19 protein-coding genes and 2 pseudogenes are annotated in these 20,727 nt (G+C 72.2%); 13 read left to right on the top strand and 8 right to left on the bottom strand.

The annotated features are described in order from the left end of the window. Nucleotides 1-2 precede the first annotated feature (2 nt). On the bottom strand, nucleotides 3-350 hold the full coding sequence (locus HD595_RS31295) for a DoxX family protein (protein ID WP_253775266.1): 348 nt from the start codon (nucleotides 348-350) through the stop codon (nucleotides 3-5). Nucleotides 351-591: 241 nt separating this feature from the next. Here HD595_RS31295 and HD595_RS31290 point away from each other — a divergent pair, with 241 nt between their 5' ends. From HD595_RS31290 to HD595_RS46940, 8 genes and pseudogenes are all read left to right on the top strand, one after another. Further along, nucleotides 592-1,044, top strand: a complete 453-nt coding sequence (locus tag HD595_RS31290; protein WP_253775264.1) for a nuclear transport factor 2 family protein — start codon at nucleotides 592-594, stop codon at nucleotides 1,042-1,044. A gap of 323 nt (nucleotides 1,045-1,367) precedes the next feature. Next, nucleotides 1,368-1,778 (top strand): annotated as a pseudogene (locus tag HD595_RS31285) (replication initiator); the annotation flags it as partial. A gap of 11 nt (nucleotides 1,779-1,789) precedes the next feature. Then, nucleotides 1,790-2,335 (top strand): flavoprotein, encoded by a 546-nt coding sequence (locus HD595_RS31280; protein ID WP_253775260.1) that lies wholly within the window; start codon nucleotides 1,790-1,792, stop codon nucleotides 2,333-2,335. 4 nt (nucleotides 2,336-2,339) lie between these two features. Then, nucleotides 2,340-2,687, top strand: coding sequence for a helix-turn-helix domain-containing protein (locus HD595_RS31275; protein ID WP_253775258.1), 348 nt, complete (start codon nucleotides 2,340-2,342; stop codon nucleotides 2,685-2,687). Continuing rightward, on the top strand, nucleotides 2,645-3,529 hold the full coding sequence (locus HD595_RS31270) for an XRE family transcriptional regulator (protein WP_253775256.1): 885 nt from the start codon (nucleotides 2,645-2,647) through the stop codon (nucleotides 3,527-3,529). The genes HD595_RS31275 and HD595_RS31270 overlap by 43 nt, the downstream gene beginning before the upstream one ends. Before the next feature lie 108 nt (nucleotides 3,530-3,637). Beyond that, complete coding sequence (locus HD595_RS31265) at nucleotides 3,638-4,000, top strand: hypothetical protein (RefSeq protein ID WP_253775254.1); 363 nt, start codon at nucleotides 3,638-3,640, stop codon at nucleotides 3,998-4,000. 880 nt (nucleotides 4,001-4,880) lie between these two features. Beyond that, a pseudogene (locus HD595_RS46945) lies at nucleotides 4,881-5,150 on the top strand (helix-turn-helix domain-containing protein); the annotation flags it as partial. Beyond that, on the top strand, nucleotides 5,066-5,296 hold the full coding sequence (locus HD595_RS46940; RefSeq protein ID WP_308211375.1) for a zinc-binding dehydrogenase: 231 nt from the start codon (nucleotides 5,066-5,068) through the stop codon (nucleotides 5,294-5,296). The pseudogene HD595_RS46945 and the gene HD595_RS46940, both read left to right, overlap by 85 nt. Here the strand turns inward: HD595_RS46940 and HD595_RS31250 are convergent. From HD595_RS31250 to HD595_RS31225, 6 genes are all read right to left on the bottom strand, one after another. After that, on the bottom strand, nucleotides 5,284-5,943 hold the full coding sequence (locus tag HD595_RS31250; RefSeq protein WP_253775252.1) for a TetR/AcrR family transcriptional regulator: 660 nt from the start codon (nucleotides 5,941-5,943) through the stop codon (nucleotides 5,284-5,286). The two genes, HD595_RS46940 and HD595_RS31250, sit on opposite strands and share 13 nt — an antisense overlap. Next, on the bottom strand, nucleotides 5,943-7,025 hold the full coding sequence (locus HD595_RS31245; RefSeq protein WP_253775250.1) for a saccharopine dehydrogenase family protein: 1,083 nt from the start codon (nucleotides 7,023-7,025) through the stop codon (nucleotides 5,943-5,945). The genes HD595_RS31250 and HD595_RS31245 overlap by 1 nt, the downstream gene beginning before the upstream one ends. Before the next feature lie 254 nt (nucleotides 7,026-7,279). Next, nucleotides 7,280-7,828 (bottom strand): GNAT family N-acetyltransferase, encoded by a 549-nt coding sequence (locus HD595_RS31240; RefSeq protein ID WP_253775248.1) that lies wholly within the window; start codon nucleotides 7,826-7,828, stop codon nucleotides 7,280-7,282. Nucleotides 7,829-8,016: 188 nt separating this feature from the next. Then, nucleotides 8,017-8,925 (bottom strand): redoxin family protein, encoded by a 909-nt coding sequence (locus tag HD595_RS31235; protein ID WP_253775246.1) that lies wholly within the window; start codon nucleotides 8,923-8,925, stop codon nucleotides 8,017-8,019. 81 nt (nucleotides 8,926-9,006) lie between these two features. Next, complete coding sequence (locus HD595_RS31230) at nucleotides 9,007-9,714, bottom strand: M24 family metallopeptidase (RefSeq protein ID WP_253775244.1); 708 nt, start codon at nucleotides 9,712-9,714, stop codon at nucleotides 9,007-9,009. Beyond that, nucleotides 9,711-10,073 (bottom strand): gamma-glutamylcyclotransferase family protein, encoded by a 363-nt coding sequence (locus HD595_RS31225; protein WP_253775242.1) that lies wholly within the window; start codon nucleotides 10,071-10,073, stop codon nucleotides 9,711-9,713. Before HD595_RS31225 ends, HD595_RS31230 begins: the two co-directional genes overlap by 4 nt. Before the next feature lie 692 nt (nucleotides 10,074-10,765). Here HD595_RS31225 and HD595_RS31220 point away from each other — a divergent pair. From HD595_RS31220 to nirD, 5 genes are read left to right on the top strand one after another with little or no spacing between them, the layout of a single operon-like run. Beyond that, nucleotides 10,766-12,079, top strand: coding sequence for an MFS transporter (locus HD595_RS31220; protein ID WP_301309654.1), 1,314 nt, complete (start codon nucleotides 10,766-10,768; stop codon nucleotides 12,077-12,079). A 3-nt stretch (nucleotides 12,080-12,082) separates the two neighbouring features. Next, a complete protein-coding gene (locus HD595_RS31215; protein ID WP_253775240.1) occupies nucleotides 12,083-14,107 on the top strand; it encodes a molybdopterin oxidoreductase family protein in 2,025 nt (674 codons plus the stop codon). After that, on the top strand, nucleotides 14,104-15,501 hold the full coding sequence (locus tag HD595_RS31210; protein ID WP_253775239.1) for an FAD-dependent oxidoreductase: 1,398 nt from the start codon (nucleotides 14,104-14,106) through the stop codon (nucleotides 15,499-15,501). Before HD595_RS31215 ends, HD595_RS31210 begins: the two co-directional genes overlap by 4 nt. Beyond that, entirely contained in the window at nucleotides 15,498-17,933 is a 2,436-nt protein-coding gene (nirB, locus tag HD595_RS31205; RefSeq protein ID WP_253775237.1) for a nitrite reductase large subunit NirB, read from the top strand. The genes HD595_RS31210 and nirB overlap by 4 nt, the downstream gene beginning before the upstream one ends. After that, on the top strand, nucleotides 17,930-18,334 hold the full coding sequence (gene nirD / locus HD595_RS31200; protein ID WP_253775235.1) for a nitrite reductase small subunit NirD: 405 nt from the start codon (nucleotides 17,930-17,932) through the stop codon (nucleotides 18,332-18,334). The genes nirB and nirD overlap by 4 nt, the downstream gene beginning before the upstream one ends. Here nirD and HD595_RS31195 read toward each other — a convergent pair. After that, complete coding sequence (locus tag HD595_RS31195; RefSeq protein WP_253781379.1) at nucleotides 18,305-20,725, bottom strand: glycoside hydrolase family 2 protein; 2,421 nt, start codon at nucleotides 20,723-20,725, stop codon at nucleotides 18,305-18,307. The genes nirD and HD595_RS31195 overlap by 30 nt on opposite strands. Nucleotides 20,726-20,727 lie beyond the last annotated feature (2 nt).

The following is a 20,727-nucleotide window of genomic DNA, read 5'->3' as shown; positions in this document are numbered from 1 at the left end:
CGTCATACCGCCGCGCCCAGTGCCAGGGTGACGACCACGGGCGCCAGGTACAGGAAAGGGAAGACGACGGTCTTGTACGAGCGGGCCCGCAGCACCGTGACGACCGCCCCCGCGAAGTACAGGACCAGGCCGATCGCGGCGGCGATGCCGATCGCGGGAACCGCCGGCCCGGCCAGCAGGCCGACCGCTCCGGCGGCCTTGGCCGCGCCCAGCAGCGGCCACCACGACTGCGGGACGCCGTACTCGATGAGTGGCTGGGTGACGAAGTCGGCCCTGCGCAGCAGCGAGAAGCCGGAGAAGCCGACCCAGGCGGCGGTGATGACTGTGGCGATGACGTAGGTGGTCGACATGGGAGGTTCTCCTGTCATTGGTGCTGGAGAGCGGGCAGAACGGTTGTGGGACACCTCGAAGGTCTGTGCGGTTCGTGTGTCCCTCACGTCTCCCGAGTCTGGGGCGTGCCGTTGATACGGCCGCGATGCGTCCGCGATGCGCCGCAGCCCTGCACGAGCGCGTGCCCTGGTGTTCGGCCGTCGACTTCAGGCCCCACGGGAGCTCCTGGCTTACCTACCAAGCGTTTGGTTAAATCCAGGGATGGACCTCCGCGAGATCGCCGACCGGCTGGAGATCATCGACCTGCTCGGCCGGTACGCCCGCGCCGTCGACTCCGGTCAGTGGCACCTGCTCGACGACGTCTTCACCCCCGACGCCGTCATCGACTACCGCTCCGCGGGCGGCATCCGGGGCACCCGCGCCGAGGTGACGGCATGGCTGGCCGAGGTGCTGTCCGGGTGGCCCGGCCGGCTGCACCTGATCGGCTCCGTCACCATCGGCTTCGACGGGGCCGGCTCCGCGGGGCTGGACGAGGCCGCGGTGAGCGCCGCGTTCACCGACACGCTGGCCCCGTCACGCGAGATGGTGGCGGCCGGCACCGCCGGGCTGCTGCGGGGCGGCGGCTGGTACCACCACCGCGTGTGCCGCACCGCCGACGGCTGGCGCAGCCGCGAGCTGGTCGAGGAGCAGTCCTGGCGGACCATCACTGGCTGAGAACATCACAGGCGAGGTCCTCCCGGGGGCGCGCTTCGCGCGGAGGGGTTCGGGCTGTGACTGTGGGGGAGCCAAGCTCCCCCACACCCCCTGGCCGGTGGCCTCCGGCCCCCGAACCCCCGAGCGCCGGCTGCTGTGATGGGGAGGCGGTCACCGAAGACCCGGACACGACCTCGTTCAAAACGAGACAGCTGGACTAACTCGACGCTGGACCCCAACATTCGGCGCGAAAACACAGACGGCTCGATCGGGCTGCCCATCCCGCAGGATCTACGGGAACACCGCTACCTCCTGTCAGGCATCGCCCGGGCGCCGAGTCTGCGGGGACACTGGACCGGCCGATCCGCAACGCCTGGGAGGTGGCCGGTCTTGACGTGACCGAGCACGCCCGGCGGATGATCTACACCTGCTTCGCGCTGGCGGACCTGCCGGAATATCGGGACGTGCCCTTGCGGCAGTGGGCGCACATGCTCGGCTATCGGGGACACTTCTCCACGAAGTCGCGCCACTACTCGATCAGGCTCGGTGACCTGCGCCGGGCTCGCGCCGACTACCGCGCCGAGCAGGCACGCCTCCTCCTCGGCCTGCCGGAACCCACCCCGGACAAGACCTTCATCTTGGCGGAGTGGACCTACGCGGGAAGCGGTCACCGCAACGGAGAGGCGTTCTGGGCCGAGGTCGCCCGGGACCGGATCGCCACCGCAAGGCGGATCGCCAGGCAACGTTCGGATTAGGATCACGGCCTATGGGAGCTGAGCCGGCGACGCGCGGCGTCCTCTATGTGATCGCTTGTGGGGCGCCTGCGGCTGCCGACGTGCATCACCTGGTTCCGCTGGCTCAGGCCGCCGGGTGGCAGGTGCATGTCGTCACGACACCGATGGGCGAACGCTTCGTCAACGTCCCCGAACTGGATCGGTTGACCGGTGACCGGGTGCGCAGTGCGTACCGGATGCCAGGGGAGCCCAAAGGGCTGCCTCCGGCCGACGCGGTGATCGTCGCTCCGGCCACGTTCAACACGATCAACAAATGGGCGGGCGGGATCGCCGACACGTTCGCGGTCGGGTTGCTGTGCGAGGTGATGGGCTTCGGCGTGCCTATCCTCGCTGTGCCCCTGCTCAAGGCGCCGCTCGCCCGGCATGTCGCCTTCGCCCGCAACGTCGCCTGCCTTGAAGAGATGGGCGTGCGGGTCCTGTTCGATCCCGATGCCCCACCGGAGTCCCGCATGCCATCCTGGGAACGCATCATGCAGGAGTTGCGCAGCGTGGTTCGGGAGCGACACTCGCGGGAGTGATGTCATGGACGCCCGGCAGGCGATCGGCCAGCGTATCGCTCGCGCACGCCGTCGGCGGGGCCTGTCGCAAGCCGTCCTGTCCGGCCTCGTCGGCCGCTCCGAGAGCTGGCTCAGTCAGGTGGAACGAGGGCAACGCCCGGTGGACAACCACACCGTGATCAACGCCCTCGCCGAGATCCTGGGCCTGCCCGTCGATGAACTCACCGCGAAGAAGAGCACCGCCATGACGCGTTACCAGGCTGCTCCCGGCATCCGGCGGGCCATGATGGGCTACGACGGGTTGTCCTCCTCCATCGCTCCGGAGGATCGGTGGAATCCCTCGTCTGGCTCCACCACGAGATCCGCAGGGTGAACGCCCTCTACCAGGCGACGCGCTATGACGAGGTCGGGCGCAGGCTGCCACGCCTGATCGTGGCGACCGAACTGGGCAGCAGACACGCTCCCGTAGGTGCGCGCCGGGCCTATCAGACGCTCCGGTCGCTGACGTACCACTGCGTCACGACCACGCTCCGGCGTGTGGGCGAACCAGAGCTGGCCTGGGTGGCGGCGGATCGCTCCCTTGCCGCTGCGGAGGAGGCCGACCGGCCGCTGCTGGTCGCTGTGAGCGCGTATCGGCTCGGCTATGTCCTGACCCGGCTGCGTGAGACGGAGCGGGCCCTACAGCTTGTCCTCCAGGCCGCCGACTCTCTGCGCCGTGGCCCCCGATCCTTGCCCGTGTTGGGCGCGCTCTATCTGGTGGCCGTCACGGCCGCTGCGGCGGCCTACGACCGGGCCGGTGTCGAGAGCTTCCTCGCTCAGGCACGACGCACCGCCGAGACGATCGGTGGAGATCGTAACGACTTCTGGACGGCCTTCGGCATGACGAGCGTGGCCATTCACGAGGTCTCGGCGGCCGTGGAGTTCGGCGACGCGCGGCGGGCGATCAGGACAGGGGAGTCCTTGAACCTGTCGGCGCTGGCATCGGGTCTCGTCGGACGGCGGGCACAGGTCCACCTGGACATGGCTCGGGCGTACGCGGTGCAGCGCAAGGACGCCGCGTCGGTGAACATGCTCCTGCAAGCCGAACAGCTCTCGCCCGAACTCGTACGGTACGGCGGGCGGCCCCGCGAACTGCTGACGCAGTTGCTCAAGCGTGAACATCGGGCGAGCACACCCGAACTCCGGCCTCTGGCGCAGCGTGCCGGCATCGTCTGACCCGCACTTTTCTGCGGGTTCTTGACCTTCACAACACTGCGGGCCGCCCTGTTCGGGCTTGCCTACGGTTCCTGCTGACCGGATCACCGGCGTCAGGAGGAACTACCGATGAGCGTTCCCGCCGAGCACGCGAGCATGACACCCCTCCCCGTCCTGGCCGCCGAACGCTTGCAAACGGCCCTCAAGGATCACGGCATCGCCGCCGACGTCCATGACGGGTACGGGCTGGCGCTCGTGTCGGTCTGGGTCGGCCTGGTGGTGTGGTGCGACTGCGACCGGTACTGGTGGCGTGCAGGCTGGGACATACGCCGGAAAAGCGTGGTGTACGCCTGGCATGCGGCCGTCGAACCTGTGCGGGCCGCTCGGCGGGTGGCCTTCCGTTATGCCGAGCTTCACAGCAACCATTCGTACTCGGAGGTGATCGCCGATCTCGCCTCCTCCACACGCTGTGAAGACGGGAGCGTGCGGTGAGCACGCCGTGGTCGAAGGTGGGGCGCCGGGCCGTGATCGTGCGGCTGCTGCACAGCCCGGCTCGGACTCGTGACAACGCAACGTGTCTGATCGGACGGCAAGGAATAGTGGCGGGCATCCTGCGGCACGGAGCCTTGGCATTGATCGAACTCGACGGCGAGCCTGAGGAGTCACCCGGTGGGGTGCTCCGCTGGCCCGTCCACTGGGATGACCTGGAGATCCACTACAGCGTCGGGCAGCCGCAGCATGCCCATCCCTACCGGCTCGGGATCTCCGGGGCTCGTCACCGGCTCACCTACCATGCCGTACCGGCTGACTCGACCGAGAGCCTGTGCGGGAATCCGGCCCGCCCCTTGCCGGTCCTGGAATGGTCCATGCCGTTCGTCCCCACGGCCAGCCGCGCGTGTCCCGAGTGTGTACGCGAGCTGGACCATCACGTCAGGCTGGCCTGTACATCCAACTGCCACTCTTCCCCCCGCCCCCGATAGCTGCCCGATCGTGTGTCCCGACCGAGAAACGCACACAATGCGGTATCGGGGGCGGAGGTACGGACCTCAAGGACCAAGATCAAGGCGGCACAGCCCGACGTTTCTCACCGGGCTGTGCCGTGGGCGGGTGTGGTCGGCCGTGGGACGCAACAGCCACTACACCGCGCCAGCACGAGCGCCGGGGCAACCGAGAGATGTAGGAAACCGCCGGGAGACGCGAGCGCCCGCGCCGCGATCCGAAGTGAGCCTGCTGCCGGCGCCACCGCCGCGCCCGGCGAATCGCCCACCAGCACGACCCGGTCCAGGTCCGCGACCGTCAGGACTTCGTCCAGGAGCGGGACGAGGCCGCGGTGAGGGCCGTGTTCACCGACACGCTGGCCCCGTCACGCGAGATGGTGGCGGCCGGCACCGCCGGGCTGCCAGCCCGCGGAACCCGCTCGATCGCGGCACCGGGCAGCGCCCGCCGTCAGCCGCGCGCCGATAGTGGCAACGTGATCGACCGGCACCTGCGCGTGGTAGTGGCCGAGGACTCCGTCATCCTCCGGGGCGGCATGGTCGAGCTGCTCGCAGACCGCGGGTGCGAGGTGGTGGCCACCGCCGGGACGGCGCCCGAACTCCTCGCCGCGATGGACGAGCACCGGCCCGACGTCGCCGTGGTGGACATCCGCATGCCGCCCTACCGCTGGCGCAGGCGGCCGAGGCGCACGAGCTCAGCGAGACCGGCCGGGCCAGGGGCAAGATCGTCCTCGTGGTGCAGAACGCGCACGAACCCTCGCGACGGGGAAGTGACCTGTCTCATCGCTCGTGAGCGGCATCGCCGAGCAGACGCAGAGCGGTCCGCACCAGCTCGGTGTCGGTGGCGGCGGAGCGGTCGCCCGTGATGCCCGAGCGGAACAGGGACGCTCCCTCCAGCAGCATGACCAGGACCTCCGCCCGGGCGAGGTTCACGGCATCGGGCTGACCCGGGTTGGCGCGGGCGATGACCGTGGCGACGTGGTCGCGGTAGTCGCGGTAGAACGCGCGGGCGACGGAGGCGACGGCGTCGTCCCGCGCGGCCAGCGCCCAGATCTCGGCGAACAGCCGGGTCAGGCGCGGGTCGGCGTGTTCGGTCAGCAGCGCGGCGACCAGGTCGGCCGGGTCACCGTCCAGGGCCGTTCCGGCGGGCGCACCGGCGGGCGCTTCGGCGGGCGCCCCGGTGGTGCGGGTGAGCCGGTCCAGCGAACGTTCCAGCGCCCGCGCCAGGACCGCCTGGATCAGGTCGGCGCGGGCCGGGAAGTAGTACTGCAGATGGCCGAGCCGCACTCCGGCGGTGGCGGCGACGGCCCGCATCGACAACCGCGCGTTGCCCTGTTCGATCAGGATGTGCTCGGCGGCGTCCAGGAGCGCGCGGCGCCGGTCGTCGCCCTTGGCGGTCAACGGCGGGGTGTGCTCGTCACGCGCCGGCTGCCCGCTCATCAGGCCACCCGTCTCACGGTGGTGAGATGGCGCAGCACCATCACGTCCGTCTCCTTGAGCATGTCCAGGACCTGTGCGGGACGAGGGGTCATCTCGGGGAAGACCACGCCCCGAGGGGCGGGGGCGCCGTCGGCGCCCAGGACGCGAGACAGGCCCGCCAGCGCGCCGACCGCGGTGAGATGGGCCTGACCGCGCGGGTCGCTGACGGTCGCCGCCGCGCTCCGATCGCCGTGGGCGACATCGACGCGCACCCGGGCGGTGCCGCCGTTGCCCGGCGAGTACAGCAGCGCGCGGCGCAGGGCGGCGAAACGCTCTCCACGCCCCCACCGGAACAGGCCGGTGCCCTTGACCGCCAGCAGCGCCGAGGTGGTGGCGGTCGAGCTGAACCCGATGCGGGTCGTCGCGGTGGTCGCGCCCAGGGCGAGCGGCAGCGTGAACTGTTCTGGGGTGTCGATGCGCGCCACGCACGTCATCGTGTCGCCGATCTGGACGCGGCGGGTGTCGGTGAGCGGCATCACCAGCCGTCGCCGGCCCTCCTCGACCACCTCGTAGTCCAGGCCGAGACGGTCCATGAACTCCACCGAGTCGGCCCCGGCCCGGTCGGCCAGGTCCCAGCGGATCGCCACCTCCACGCGGTCCGCCCCGCCGAGCTCGGCCGCCAGCGCCGCGGCCACCAGGCTGGTCACCCCGCCCATCCAGCCCGACGACAGCAGGACCGGCGCGTCGGGACCCGCCATGGCCGCCACCGTGGCGGCCCGCTGCAGCCGCGTGGTCCACCGGGTGATGTCGACATAGGGCACACCCGCGGCCAGCGCGGCACGCAGCACCCGGTCATCGGGGTCGTTGACCGCGCTGACCACCGCCCGCACCGACGCCGAGAACCCCTCCGGGTCGGCCAGGTCCCAGCGCCGCACCTCGGCCCCCAGGCTGTCGGCCACGGCCCGGCCCCGCTGGGGGGAGCGGCCGGTCAGCAGCAACGGCCACCGCGGGGCCGCCATCGCCGCCAGCTCCGCCCCCACCGTGCCGTAGCCACCGACCACCAGCACGGGTCCCGTCTCGTCCAGACGCAACATATCGCTCATGACCAGCACTATAGGTCATATGACCTAAAACTCCGACCCAATGCCACGGTGACCGTGCGGCGGCCGTCGCCGACATACTGCTTCCCGGAGTCTCCCTGCCCTGCCGCGAAGCCCCGTGGCCCCAGAACGGCCGCCCGGAGGCGCTCTTCGTGACCAGGGGCATCGACCCGGTCCAGGTCGCCCATGGCCTGGCCTACGGCGTCAGCCTTCACGCTGTCCCGGCAGGACGTGTTTCACCGGCGGCGCCGTGTGGCTCATACCTTCGGAAGGGAGGGGTCGGGTTCCCAGGGGTTCGGTGCGGTGATGGACCAGCGTTCGTGGTCGCGCCAGGCCCCGTCGATGTAGAGGTAGGCGGGCGACAGCCCTTCGTAGCGGAAGCCCAGGCGCTGGGCCACGGCCAGGGACGCCTTGTTCCCCGGCTGGATGTTGGCTTCGAGTCGGTGCAGCCGCAGGTCGGTGAAGGCGTGCTGGAGGGCGAGGGTCAGCCCTTCGGTCATGTAACCCTGCCCCGCAGATGGGGCGAAGGCCGCGTAGCCGAGGGACGCGCCCTGGTAGCGGCCCCGGATGATCGAGTTGATGTTGACCGTGCCGGCGGTCGCGCCGGTCTCCCGGACGCGGATCAGGAAGCCCAGGTTGAGGCCGTCGTCGAAGCGGCGCATCCAGGCCTTGAAGTCCTCGGCGGTCGCGGGGAGCTGCATCCATGGGTGGTGCAGCTCGGCGCTGGCCTGCACGAGCGAGCAGAACTCGTCCTGGTCGGAGAGGGTGAGCGGGCGCAGTTCGACCCGTGATGGCATTTCGGACATGGAGCAACGTTAGGGCCGGTGGGCCTTGGGCGCCACGGTGATTCGGCCGGCGCTCGCGGTCCGGCGGCGGAGGATACCGGCAAGGGGGTGTGGGGGCTCGGCTCCCCCACAGTCATAGCCCGGGCTTCCCCGCGCGAAGCGCGCCCGCCGGCGGAGGCGATCGCACCACTGGGACCGCCTTCTCCCTCTCAGGCCTGATGCTCCACCAGCCACCGCATGACCTGTTCGGCGTGGCCGGCCGGCTCCTCGACGGGAAAGAACACATGCTCGACCCGGCCATCGGCCACGATGAGGGTCAGCCGGCGGTACAGCGTCATCTCGTCGGTATCGAGTGTGGGCAGGCCGAGAGCGGCGGCCAGGGTCAGGCGCGGGTCGGCCAACAGCGGGTACGGCAACCGCAGCCGGTGCACCACCTCCCGCTGATACCCGCTCGACTGCGCCGACAGCCCGTAGACCCGCGCCGCACCGGCCTTCAGCAGGTCGTCGTGATGGTCGCGGAACCCGCACGCCTGCTCGGTGCAGCCCCGCGCGCCCGGTATCGTCTCCCAGCCCTGCGGCAGGTCCACGCCGGGCCGCCCGGTCAGCGGATACATGAACAGCACGCTGCGCCCATGGCCGAGCGCCTGGACGCGGACCCTGCTCGCATCGGTTGCCACCAGCTCCAGGTCCGGCAGCTCAGTCCCGACCAGCCTGGCCGGGTCCACGGCCGCGACGACCCGCCGCCGGCCGGCCTGCGGCCGCATCATGAGCTGCGCGGCCACGTCGAGCCGGCCGCGCAGCCTGTCACGCTGTTCGGCGAGCTGCGCGATGCGCTGCTCCATCTGGTCGATGGCCCGCTGGTACGTGGCCAGCGACGCCGGACACAGATCACCGGCGTCGGCACCGCTGACCAGGCACTCGACGAAGGGTCGCGTCTCCTCCACCGGAAGGCCCAACGCCATCAGCGACCGGATCTGCTCCACGAGCCGCACCGCGATCGGGTCGTACTCCCGGTAGCCGTTGGCGCAGCGACGCGGGACGACCAGGCCGGCCGCCTCGTAGTAGCGCAACGCCCGCACCGTGACACCGGTACGCCGCGCCAACTCACCCACTCGCATGACCGAAACCCTAGACCCACGCTTCGAGACCCAGGTCAACGCACCAGCCGGCCCCGTGGGGCACAGCCGCCGGGGCAGTGGTCACGCCAGATCGAGCAACTGCTCGTAGAAGCCGCCGAAGCCGCGAGCCCGGTCCACGAAGTGCAGCTCCAGAATCCAGTGGCAGGTCTTCCCCGCCCGGTCGGTGCGCCGCAGCGGGGTGTCGTTCTCCGGGGTGATGTAGGACTCCGCCTTCGCGCCGTCGTTCACCTCGTGCGGGAACTCCCCCACGAGATGCCCGGCGTGCCAGATGCCGAGCTCCCAGCCGGCTTCGCCCGCCAGCCGTTCCACCTCGGCGTACAACTGCCGGCCGGTGATGTCCGAATCGGCCGCGAAGGCCGCGCGTCCGCTGTCGAAGACGCGCGGCAGGTCGCGCAGCAGCCGGTGCTTGTCCGGGTCGTCGCCGAAGACGTACGTGCGGCCGAAGTCGGCTTCGTACTCCTCGAAGATCGGCCCGAAGTCGGCGAAGGCGACGTCGTCCTCACCGATGATGCGATCGGGCGGGTTGTCCCGGTACGGGAGCAGGGTGTTGGGCCCGGAGCGGATGATCCGCTTGTGCCAGTGCTTGGTCGTGCCGAACATGTCGTTGGCCAGGTCCCGGATGCGGTCGCTCACCTCCCGCTCCCCGGCTCCGGGGACGACCAGTCCGCGTGCCTCCACCTCGTCGAACAGGGCGATGGCCTTCTCCTGCGCCGCCACCAGGCCCGCGACCCGACGGGCCTCCTCCGGCCCCCCGTGATCAGCCGTCATGCTCCCGGCCCGTCGTGATCAGCCGCGTACACCCAGCCGTGCAGACCCGACGCCAGCGGCACGAGAGCACGCCGGTAGTCGTCGACCTCGTAGTCGTCGGCCGCGGCGAGTTCATCCTCGCTCAGGCGCAGCGCCGTGCCCTCCACGACGTCGGCGGCGCTTCCCGTGGCCCGCAGGATCGGATGATGCGTGGCACCGCTGATCGCGATGACCTCGGGATCGGAGATCTCCACCATGGACAGCTCATAGCCGGGCAACTGGTCCGGAGTGCCGCTCACCTCGCGGCCGAACACTGAAAGCTGCACCTCACGCTGGCGCAGCGTGCCGTAGGAGAACAGAACGACAGAGTGATCAGACATGGCCGGAACCCTAAACCCGCCCCCTGGGGTACAGGTCAACCCATCTCCGCCGACGCCCGCAAGGGCCGCCGACTCGGAACAGATACTGGTGAGGGATCATTGCCCGCCCGCTCCGCCCTGGCCGGCAGGCTGGTGGCGATCTGCGGATCTCGGCTCGTCCGGTCCCCGCAGGGGGCGGGGTCTGCGTGCTCCTCATTGCGCTTCTGTTGCGTACTTGCTCGGCTCAAAAGGTCGAAGGGGGGAGCAGTGTGCCCCTTGAGAGAAGTATGTACTTCAGCGTCTGCCTCGATCTCGGTGATAAGAGGTTCGCCATCCGTTGGGCGCGTCTTCTGTCACCAAGTCTTTCCCGTCGAGCCGGCCGGCGCTCGGGGGTCCGGGGGCCGGAGGCCACCGGCAAGGGGGTGTGGGGGAGCTCGGCTCCCCCACAGTCACAGCCCGAGCCCCATCGCGCGAAGCGCGCCCCGTGAGGACCTCGCCTTCAGAGCCCCGGCACCCGAGCCCCGTCGCGCGAAGCGCCTCTGAAGTCCGTTCTCACAGTGCCTTTGTTGCCGACGTGTTTCGCGCGTTACCCATGTGTGCGCCTTGTTACAACCGTGCGACACACGTAACCGGACCACCGCCACGGCCCGTCCGAGTGCGTAACCCGCGCTTCCTACGCTCGGCGACCAGTAAGAGGAAGAGCGTAGGAGGAGATGATGGCGCGGTGGCTCGCCGAATGGCACCCCGATGACGAGACCTTCTGGGAGACCACGGGCAAGAGGATCGCACGGCGCAACCTCATCTTCTCGATCTTCGCGGAGCATCTGGGCTTCACCGTCTGGACCCTGTGGAGCATCGTGGCGACCAGGATGGGCGCCTACCAGTTCTCGACCGACCAGCTCTTCTGGCTGGTCGCGCTGCCCAACCTGATCGGGTCGGCGCTGCGGGTGCCCTACACGTTCGGCCCGGCGCGCTTCGGCGGGCGCACCTTCACCACCTTCAGCGCGCTCATGCTGCTGGTCCCCGCCGTCCTGCTCGGGGTGGCGGTGCGGGACCCGGGGACGCCGTACTGGCTGTTCCTGCTGATCGCGGCGCTGGCCGGTGTCGGCGGCGGCAACTTCGCCTCCAGCATGGCCAACATCACCTACTTCTACCCCCGCTCCCGGCAGGGCGTCGCCCTCGGGCTGAACGCCGCCGGCGGCAACATCGGCGTCAGCTCCGTGCAGCTCGTCATGCCGCTGGTGATCGGCGGGCTCGGGCTGGCCGCCGCGGGGTGGTTCTGGGTGCCGTTCATCCTGCTGGCCGCCGGGTGCGCGTGGTTCTTCATGGACAACCTGGCCAGCGCCAAGGCCAGCCCGCGCGAGCAGCTCGCGGTGGCCGGGCGCGCCCAGACATGGGTGATGTCGTTCCTCTACATCGGCACGTTCGGCTCGTTCATCGGCTACTCGACGGCGTTCCCGCTGCTGGCCAAGAGCCTGTTCCCGGACTCGCCGTGGGCGGCGGTCGCCTTCGCCGGGCCGCTGGTCGGCTCGCTGATCCGGCCCGTGGGCGGCTGGCTGGCCGACCGTCTCGGCGGCGCCCCGGTCACGCTGTGGAACTTCGCCGGCATGGGCGCCGGCGTCGCGCTGGTCTGGCTGGCGGTCGAGGCGGGCGCGTTCTGGCCGTTCTTCCTGGCCTTCCAGGTGCTGTTCGTCACGGCGGGGATCGGCAACGGCTCCACGTACCGGATGATCCCCGCGATCTTCCAGGCGAAGGCGGTCGCCGAGCGCGGCCAGAGCGAGGAGGCGCTGCTGTACGGCAAGCGGCAGGCCGCGGCGGCGATCGGCATCATCTCGGCGGTCGGCGCGCTCGGCGGGTTCCTCATCAACCGGGCGTTCGGGATGTCGTTCGCGCAGACCGGCAGCCCCGCGACCGCGCTGGCCGCCTTCGGCGCCTTCTACGCGGCCTGCTTCGCCCTGACCTGGTGGTGCTACACGCGGACGGTCGGCGTCTCGCGGGTGGCCAGCCTCGCCCACGCGCGGGTCTGAGACATGACGGACCTTCCCGTGCCGAGCCACTGCCCCTACTGCGCCCTGCAGTGCGGCATGGCCATCACCGCCGAGGCGGTGATCAGTCCCCGGACCGACATCCCCGCCAACGCCGGCGGCGCCCTGTGCCAGAAGGGGTGGACCGCGGCCGAGCTGCTGACCGGCGGCGCGCGCCTGACCACCCCGCTCCTGCACGGCCGGCCCGTCTCGTGGGAGACCGCGCTCGACCACGTGGCCGGCCGGCTGTCCGAGATCCGCGCCGAGCACGGCCCCGACGGCGTGGCCGTGTTCGGCGGCGGCGGGCTGACCAACGAGAAGGCCTACCAGCTCGGCAAGTTCGCGCGGGTGGTGCTCGGCACCAGCCAGATCGACTACAACGGCCGCTTCTGCATGTCGTCGGCCGCGGCCGCCTCGTCGCGGGCGTTCGGGATGGACCGCGGCATGCCGTTCCCGATCACGGACCTCGCCGAGGCCGACGTGGTGCTGCTGGCCGGCGGCAACGTGGCCGAGACGATGCCGCCGTTCGTGCGGCACCTGAACGGGCCGCGGCTCATCGTCGTGGACCCGCGCCGCACCGCCACCGCCAAGCTCGCCTGGCTGCACCTGCAGCCGACCCCGGGCACCGACCTGGCGCTGGCGCTGGGACTGCTGCACCTGGCGATCGCCGACGGGCTCGTGGACGAGGAGTACGTCGCCGCCCGCACCTCCGGCTTCGACGCGGTGCGCACCTCGCTCGCCGCGTGGTGGCCGGAGCGGGTGGAGCGGATCACCGGCGTCCCGGTGCCCCGCATGCGGCAGGCGGTCCGCGCGCTGGCCTCGGCCGGGCGCGGGGTCGTGCTGACCGGGCGCGGCGCCGAGCAGCACGCCAAGGGCACCGACACGGTGACCGCGTTCATCAACCTGGCGCTCGCGCTCGGCCTGCCCGGCCGGGAGGGCTCCGGGTACGGCTGCCTGACCGGGCAGGGCAACGGCCAGGGCGGGCGGGAGCACGGCCAGAAGGCCGACCAGCTCCCCGGCTACCGCAGGATCGACGACCCGGCCGCCCGCGAGCACGTCGCCCGCGTGTGGGGGGTGTCGCCCGAGGACCTGCCCGGCCCCGGCCGTTCGGCCTACGAGCTGCTGGACGCGCTCGGCACCCCGGAGGGGCCGCGGGCGCTGCTGCTGTTCGGCTCCAACCCGGTCGTGTCGGCGCCCCGCTCCGGGCACGTCGCCGACCGGCTGCGCGGCCTGGACCTGCTGGTGGTGGCCGACGTCGTGCTGTCGGAGACGGCCGCCATGGCGGACGTGGTCTTCCCGGTCACCCAGTGGGCCGAGGAGACCGGCACGATGACGAACCTGGAGGGCAGGGTGCTGCTGCGCCGCCAGGCGGTCCGGCCGCCCGACGGCGTCCGCGGCGACCTGGAGCTGCTGCAGGGGCTGGCCAAGCGGTTCGGGCACGCGTTCTCCGCCGACCCGCGCGAGGTGTTCGACGAGCTGCGCCGGGCCAGCGCGGGCGGGCTCGCCGACTACGCGGGCATCACGTACGACCGGATCGAGCGGGAGAAGGGCGTCTTCTGGCCCTGCCCCTCCCCCGACCACCCCGGCACTCCGCGGCCGTTCCTCGACCGGTTCGCCACCCCGGACGGCCGGGCCAGGTTCGTGGCGGTCGAGCACCGGCCGGCCGTCGAGGAGATCGACGAGGACTACCCGCTCTACCTCACGACCGGCCGGGTGCTCGCCCAGTACCAGAGCGGCGCGCAGACGCGGCGCATCGCCGCGCTGGCCGAGGCGGCGCCCGAGCCGTTCGTGGAGCTGCACCCCGACCTCGCCGGCGAGCTGGAGATCGGCGCCGGCGACCTGGTGCGGGTCAGCAGCAGGCGGGGCGAGGGCCGGTGGGTGGCCAGGATCAGCGACGCGATCCGGCGCGACACGGTGTTCATGCCGTTCCACTGGGAGGGCGTCAACCGCCTGACCAACCCCGCGCTCGATCCCGTCTCCCGGATGCCGGAGTTCAAGGTGTGCGCCGTCAGAGTGGAGAGGGTCGCATGAGACTCGTCGTCGTAGGCAACGGCATGGCCGGCTCGCGGCTGGTCAGCGAGGTGCGGGCGCGCGACCCGCACGTCGCGGTCACGGTGCTCGGCGCCGAGACGTGCCGGCCGTACAACAGGGTGCTGCTGTCGAACGTGCTCGCCGGGACCACCCGGCCCGACCAGGTGCGGCTGGTGGACCCGTCGTGGTACGCCGCGCACCGGGTGGAGGCGGTGTTCGGCAGCGCCGTCACGTGCCTGGACCGGGACGCCCGCATGGTGGTCACCGAGGACGGGCGGCGGGTGCCGTACGACGTGCTCGTCCTGGCCACCGGCAGCGAGGCGGTCGTGCCGCCCATCCCCGGCGTGGAGCGGGCGATCCCGTTCCGCACGCTGGACGACTGCGAGCGCATCCTGGCGGCCGCCGGGCGCAGCCGGCGGGCCGTGGTCGTCGGCGGGGGGCTGCTCGGCATCGAGGCCGCCCGCGGCCTGGCCGGGCGGGGCCTGCCCGTGACGCTGCTGCACCTGGCCGGCCACCTGATGGAGCGCCAGCTCGACGTGGAGGCCGGGCAGGTGCTCGGCGAGACGCTGGCCGGGCTGGGCGTGGACATCCGCACCGGCGTGACCGCGCGGGAGGTGCGCGCGGACGGCGTGGCGCTGGCGGACGGCGAGCTGGTCGAGGGCGACCTGGTGATCCTGGCCTGCGGCGTGCGCCCGCTCACCGGCCTGGCCGCCGACGCCGGGCTGGAGGTGCGGCGCGGCGTCGTCGTGGACGACGAGATGCGCACCGACGACCCGTCGATCTTCGCGATCGGCGAGTGCGCCGAGCACGACGGCACGGTGTACGGCCTGGTGGCGCCGGCCTGGGAGCAGGCCACGGTCGCGGCCGACGTCATCACCGGCGGCAAGGCGCTCTACCGGGGCTCGCGGCTGGTGACGCGGCTGAAGGCCAAGAGCGTGGAGCTGGCCGCGATGGGCGAGACGCAGCTCACCGAGGAGCACGCCGAGGTGGTGCGCTTCAGCCACCGGGCCCGCGGCACCTACCGCAAGCTCGTCATCCGCGACGGCCGGCTCGTGGGCGCGATCCTGCTGGGCGAGAGCGACGCGGTCGGCACGCTGACGCAGCTGTTCGACCGGGGCGGCACGCTGCCGGGCGACCGGGCCGGGCTGCTGTTCCCGGGCCTGTCGTCGGCGGCGCACGTGGCCGACAGCCCGACGCTCATGCCGGACGCGGCCCGCGTGTGCCAGTGCAACAACGTGACCAAGGGCCAGATCCGGGCGTGCTGGGAGGCCGGCGCGCGGGACGTGGCCGGGATAGCGGCGGCGACGAGGGCCACGACCGGCTGCGGCACGTGCCGCGACGCGGTCGAGGGCATCGTCGGCTGGCTGTGTGAGCAGGAAGGAGTTTCGGCATGAGCCGAGTCGTCGTCGCGGGGTACGGGCCCACCGCCCACCGGTTCGTGGAGGCGCTGCGCGAGCGGGGCTTCGGCGGCCGGATCACGGTGATCGGCGAGGAGCCCCGCCCCGCCTACGACCGGGTGGCGCTGACCTCGTACCTGACCGGCGCGAGCCTCGCCGACCTCACCTACGAGGTGCCCGAGGGCGTCGAGACCCTGCTCGGGACCCGGGTCACCGGCATCGACCGGCAGGCGCGGACGGTCACCACGGCCGGGGGCGCCACGGTGCCGTACGACGTGCTGGTCCTGGCGACCGGGTCGGCGCCGTTCGTGCCGCCGGTGCCCGGCGCGGAGCACGCCCACGTCTACCGCACCATCGACGACCTCGACGCGATCCGGGAGGCGTCGGACGGCGCGGCGGAGGGCGTGGTCGTCGGCGGCGGCCTGCTCGGTTTGGAGGCGGCCGACGCGCTGCGCGGCCTGGGCCTGCGCACGCACATCGTGGAGATGAGCCCGTGGCTCATGCCGCGCCAGGTGGACGAGGGCGGCGGCGCGGTGCTGAAGGGCCACATCGAGGGCCTCGGGCTGAGCGTCCACGCCGGCGCGGGCGTCCAGGAGATCGTCACCGACGCCGAAGGGCGGGTGACCGGCCTGCGCAAGCCCGACGGCACCCTGCTCGACGCGCAGATCGTCGTCTTCTCGGCCGGGATCAGGCCGCGCGACGAGCTGGCCCGGGCCGCCGGGATCGACGTGGGCGAGCGCGGCGGCGTCGTGGTGGACGCCGGCATGCGCACCTCCGACCCCGCCGTGTACGCGATCGGCGAGTGCGCGCTGGCCGGCGGCCAGGTCTACGGCCTGGTCGGGCCGTGCAACACGATGGCCGAGGTGGCCGCCGACCGGGTCCTCGGCGGGACGGCCGTCTTCGAGGGGGCCGACCTGTCGACCAAGCTGAAGCTGCTCGGTGTCGAGGTGGCCCAGTTCGGCGCGATGAGCGGGGCACTCGACGTCACGTACATGGACCCGGTGGGCGGCGTCTACAAGAGGCTGTTCATCAGCGACGACGCCCGGACGCTGCTCGGCGGCATCTGCGTGGGCGACGCCGCGCCGTACGCGACGCTGCGGCCGTTCGTCGGCAAGCCGCTGCCGGCCGCGCCGGCCGACCTGCTGTTCACCGGGACGGGCGCGGCCGACCTGGACCTGCCGGACGAGGCGCAGGTCTGCTCGTGCAACAACGTGAGCGCCGGCGCGGTGCGGGCCGCCGTCGCCGACAAGGGCGTGACCGACGTCCCGGGGATCAAGGCGTGCACGCGGGCCGGAACGACGTGCGGGAGCTGCGTGCCGATGCTCAAGCAGCTCCTGGAGAGGTCGGGCGTCGAGCTCAGCAAGGCGCTGTGCGAGCATTTCACCTACTCGCGGGCCGAGCTGTTCGACATCATCCGCGTCCGCGGCGTCACGACGTTCTCCGAGCTGATCGCCCACCACGGGACGGGGCGCGGCTGCGACATCTGCAAGCCCACGGTGGCCTCGATCCTGGCCTCGCTGCACAACGGGCACGTGCTGGAGGGCGAGCGGGCGGCGCTGCAGGACACCAACGACGCATATCTGGCCAACATCCAGAAGAACGGCACCTACTCGGTCGTCCCGCGCATCCCGGGCGGCGAGATCACGCCGGACAAGCTCATCGTGATCGGCGAGGTGGCCCGCGACTTCGGCCTCTACACCAAGATCACCGGTGGGCAGCGGATCGACCTGTTCGGCGCCCGCGTCGAGCAGCTCCCGCAGATCTGGAAGCGGCTGGTGGACGCCGGGTTCGAGTCGGGCCACGCGTACGGCAAGGCGCTGCGCACGGTCAAGTCGTGCGTCGGCTCCACCTGGTGCCGCTACGGCGTGCAGGACTCGGTGGGCCTGGCCATCGCCCTCGAACTGCGCTACCGCGGCCTGCGGGCCCCGCACAAGCTGAAGTCGGCGGTGTCGGGCTGCGCCCGCGAGTGCGCCGAGGCCCGCTCGAAGGACTTCGGGATCATCGCGACCGAGCAGGGCTGGAACCTGTACGTCGGCGGCAACGGCGGCTTCAAGCCCCGCCACGCCGACCTGTTCGCCTCCGACCTGTCCACGGAGGAGCTGGTCAGGACCATCGACCGGTTCCTCATGTACTACATCCGCACGGCCGACCGGCTCCAGCGCACCGCCGCCTGGATCGAGTCCATCGAGGGCGGCCTCGACCACGTCCGCGACGTGATCGTGAACGACTCGCTGGGGCTGTGCGCCGAGCTGGACGCCCAGATGGCGCACCACGTGACCACGTACGAGGACGAGTGGCGCGCCACCATCGAGGACCCGGAGAAGCTGAGCCGCTTCGTCAGCTTCGTCAACGCCCCCGGCGTCCCCGACCCCTCGATCGTCTTCGAACGCGAACGTGACCAGATCAAGCCGATGGTGGTGACCCCATGACCATGACCCTTCCCGCGACCTGGACGACCGTGTGCGACTACCACGCCCTGCTGCCGGAGCGCGGCGTGTGCGCCCTGGTGGGCGGCGAGCAGGTGGCCGTCTTCCGCACCTTCGACGGCGCCGTGCACGCGATCGGCAACCTCGACCCGTTCAGCGGCGCCCACGTGCTCTCCCGAGGCATCGTCGGCACCCGGGGCGGCGAGCCGACGGTGGCCTCGCCGCTGCACAAGCAGGTGTTCTCGCTGGTCACGGGCGCCTGCCTGGACGAGCCCGGGGCGGCGGTGCCGACCTATCCGGCGCGGGTGGTGGACGGCCGGGTGGAGGTGGCCGCGCGGGCCGCCCTGCCGGAGCAGGACGGCCCTGTTCACGCGTCAGGGCGCAGTCTCGTTGACGCACCGTAGGACGGGGTGGCCGGTCAGGGCGCCAGGATCCAGCTCCTGACCGGTCGCCACGGTGAACGTCGCCGACTCCCCCGGCAGCAGGGTGACGAGCATGTCGTCCACCGAGGCGGCGGGATCGAGCCGGTCGGGGAACAGCGCCAGGTCGCGCAGCACCGTCCGCGCGGTCACCGTGACCCGGTAGCCGCCCGCGACCGGCTCGGCGCGCGCCTCGTAGGCGGCCGGCGGGAAGTCCACGGCGGTGTCCTCGGCGTAGAAGCCCACGGCCCGGCTCTCGCCCAGCCGGGCGACCAGCAGCTCGCGGCGCGGGTCGCCCGGAGCGCCGACGGCCGGGGGCAGCGGGACCCGGGCCGCCGACCGGGGCGGCGCGTCGACCGGGACGCCCTCCTTGGCCAGCGGCTCGCCGCCGAGCCCGTGCCGGACGAGCAGCAGCTCGCCCCGCCACGGCCGGTCGGTGTCGTTGACGACGGCGACCTCGCCGTCCAGCACGGCGAGCAGCCGGTCGGCGTAGGCGCGGCGCAGCGCGTACCACAGCGGCTTGCGCCGCCCGTCGCCGTCCACCGCCGACCAGGAGGTGACCGGCCAGCAGTCGTTGAGCTGCCACAGGATCGTGCCGGAGCAGTGCGGGGCGAGCGCGCGGAAGCGCTCGATGCCGTAGGTGACGGCGCGGGCCTGGTTGAGCTGGGTCAGCCAGTGCCAGTCGTCGAACGTCGCGGGCCGCGGCAGGTGGTCGCCGAGGCCGCGCAGCAGCTTGCCGTCGCCGTCGTCGGCCTTCTGGTGGTGCAGCACGAGCGGCGCGTCGCGGGCCAGCTCGCCGCTGACGGCGCGCCGCATGGTCGCGTACGCCGCCGGGCCCTGGAAGCCGAACTCGGCGACGAAGCGCGGGGTGTAGGCGGCGTAGCGGGTGTAGTCCTCGCGGTTCCACACGTCCCAGATGTGCACGGTGCCGCTCGCCGGGTCGTTGGGCGGCAGCTCGGGCGACCCGGAGTAGGGGCTGCCCGGCCAGTACGGCCGCGTGGGGTCGAGCTCGGCGACGATCGACGGCAGCAGGTCGTGGTAGAAGCCGGCGCCCCAGGTGCGGCCCTCCAGGCGCTCGGGCCAGCCCCAGTCGGCGTGTCCCTCCAGGTTCTCGTTGTTGCCGCACCACAGCACGAGGCTGGGGTGGGGGGCCAGGCGGGTGACGTTCTCGCGGGCCTCGGCCTCCACCTCCGTGCGGAACGGCTCCTCCTCCGGGTACGCGGCGCAGGCGAACGGGAAGTCCTGCCAGACCATGAGGCCCAGCTCGTCGGCCAGGTCGTAGAAGTCCTCGCTCTCGTACAGGCCGCCGCCCCACACGCGCAGCAGGTTGACGCCGGCCCCGGTGGCCTGGGCGAACCGCGCGGCCAGGCGGTCGCGGGTGACGCGGGCCGGGAAGCAGTCGTCGGGGATCCAGTTGACGCCGCGCACGAACACCGGCACGCCGTTGACCGACAGCCGGAACTCCTCGGGCTCCAGCTCGACGGTCCGGAAGCCGATCTTCCGCCGCCACTCCCCCGCGGCCCGGCCGCGCGCGTCGCGCAGCCGGACGGTCAGGTCGTGGCGGTGCGGGGCGCCGTATCCGCGCGGCCACCACAGCGCCGGGTCGTCCGCCGACAGGCGGGCGACCGCGCGGCGCCGCCCGGCGGGGACCGGCACCTCGACGCTCGCCCCGGCCACCTCGGCCGTCACCGCCAGCGGCTCCTCCGACGTCCGCTCGACCCGGACGTGCACCTCCACCTCCCCCCGGCCTCCCTCGACGCGGACCACGGGCCGGACCTCGGCCAGGCGGGCGCCGCTCCAGCTCTCCAGCCCGGCGGGCCGCCAGAGGCCGGCCGTGACGAGGGCGGGGCCCCAGTCCCAGCCGAAGTTGCAGGCCGCCTTGCGCACGAACGGGTACGGCGCCGCGTACGCGCCGGGCCGCTCGCCGAGGGCCGCCCGCCACGCCTCGGCGTACGCGGGGGCCGGGTCGAAGCGGATCTCCAGCGTGTTGTCGCCCTCGCGCAGCAGGTGGCGCGCCGGGAAGCGGTAGGAGCGGTGCTGGTTGGCGGTGCGCCCGAGGCGGACGCCGTTGAGCGTGACCGTGGCGACGGTGTCCAGGCCCTCGCACACGAGGTCGGTGCGCTCGTGCCCGTCGGGCGTCCAGGTGAAGGCGGTGGCGTAGGTCCAGGCGGTGTCGCCGATCCAGCCCAGGCGGTTCTCGTTGTCGTCGAGGTAGGGGTCGTCGATGAGGCCCGCGGCGAGCAGGTCGGTGTGGACGCAGCCGGGCACGGTCGCGGGCACCGCTCCGGCGTCCAGGACCGCGGAGGGGACGACGGCGGGGACGGCGGGTCGCAGGGTCCAGCCGTCCGACAGCGGGTGGTACAGCGGGTGGTACACGG

This window comes from Nonomuraea roseoviolacea subsp. carminata (assembly GCF_024172185.1).
Taxonomy (GTDB): Bacteria; Actinomycetota; Actinomycetes; order Streptosporangiales; family Streptosporangiaceae; genus Nonomuraea; species Nonomuraea roseoviolacea.
This window is presented reverse-complemented; position numbering and strand designations above follow the sequence as displayed.

Coding starts and splice junctions, on each gene's coding strand:
- HD595_RS31290 (WP_253775264.1), top strand. CDS start 592: ATGGACCTCCGCGAGATCGCCGACCGGCTGGAGATCATCGACCTGCTC.
- HD595_RS31295 (WP_253775266.1), bottom strand. CDS start 350: ATGTCGACCACCTACGTCATCGCCACAGTCATCACCGCCGCCTGGGTC.
- HD595_RS31225 (WP_253775242.1), bottom strand. CDS start 10,073: ATGTCTGATCACTCTGTCGTTCTGTTCTCCTACGGCACGCTGCGCCAG.
- HD595_RS31230 (WP_253775244.1), bottom strand. CDS start 9,714: ATGACGGCTGATCACGGGGGGCCGGAGGAGGCCCGTCGGGTCGCGGGC.
- HD595_RS31235 (WP_253775246.1), bottom strand. CDS start 8,925: ATGCGAGTGGGTGAGTTGGCGCGGCGTACCGGTGTCACGGTGCGGGCG.
- HD595_RS31245 (WP_253775250.1), bottom strand. CDS start 7,025: ATGAGCGATATGTTGCGTCTGGACGAGACGGGACCCGTGCTGGTGGTC.
- HD595_RS31265 (WP_253775254.1), top strand. CDS start 3,638: ATGAGCGTTCCCGCCGAGCACGCGAGCATGACACCCCTCCCCGTCCTG.
- HD595_RS31250 (WP_253775252.1), bottom strand. CDS start 5,943: ATGAGCGGGCAGCCGGCGCGTGACGAGCACACCCCGCCGTTGACCGCC.
- HD595_RS31210 (WP_253775239.1), top strand. CDS start 14,104: ATGAGACTCGTCGTCGTAGGCAACGGCATGGCCGGCTCGCGGCTGGTC.
- HD595_RS31215 (WP_253775240.1), top strand. CDS start 12,083: ATGACGGACCTTCCCGTGCCGAGCCACTGCCCCTACTGCGCCCTGCAG.
- nirB (WP_253775237.1), top strand. CDS start 15,498: ATGAGCCGAGTCGTCGTCGCGGGGTACGGGCCCACCGCCCACCGGTTC.
- HD595_RS31280 (WP_253775260.1), top strand. CDS start 1,790: ATGGGAGCTGAGCCGGCGACGCGCGGCGTCCTCTATGTGATCGCTTGT.
- HD595_RS31220 (WP_301309654.1), top strand. CDS start 10,766: ATGATGGCGCGGTGGCTCGCCGAATGGCACCCCGATGACGAGACCTTC.
- HD595_RS31275 (WP_253775258.1), top strand. CDS start 2,340: ATGGACGCCCGGCAGGCGATCGGCCAGCGTATCGCTCGCGCACGCCGT.
- nirD (WP_253775235.1), top strand. CDS start 17,930: ATGACCATGACCCTTCCCGCGACCTGGACGACCGTGTGCGACTACCAC.
- HD595_RS31240 (WP_253775248.1), bottom strand. CDS start 7,828: ATGTCCGAAATGCCATCACGGGTCGAACTGCGCCCGCTCACCCTCTCC.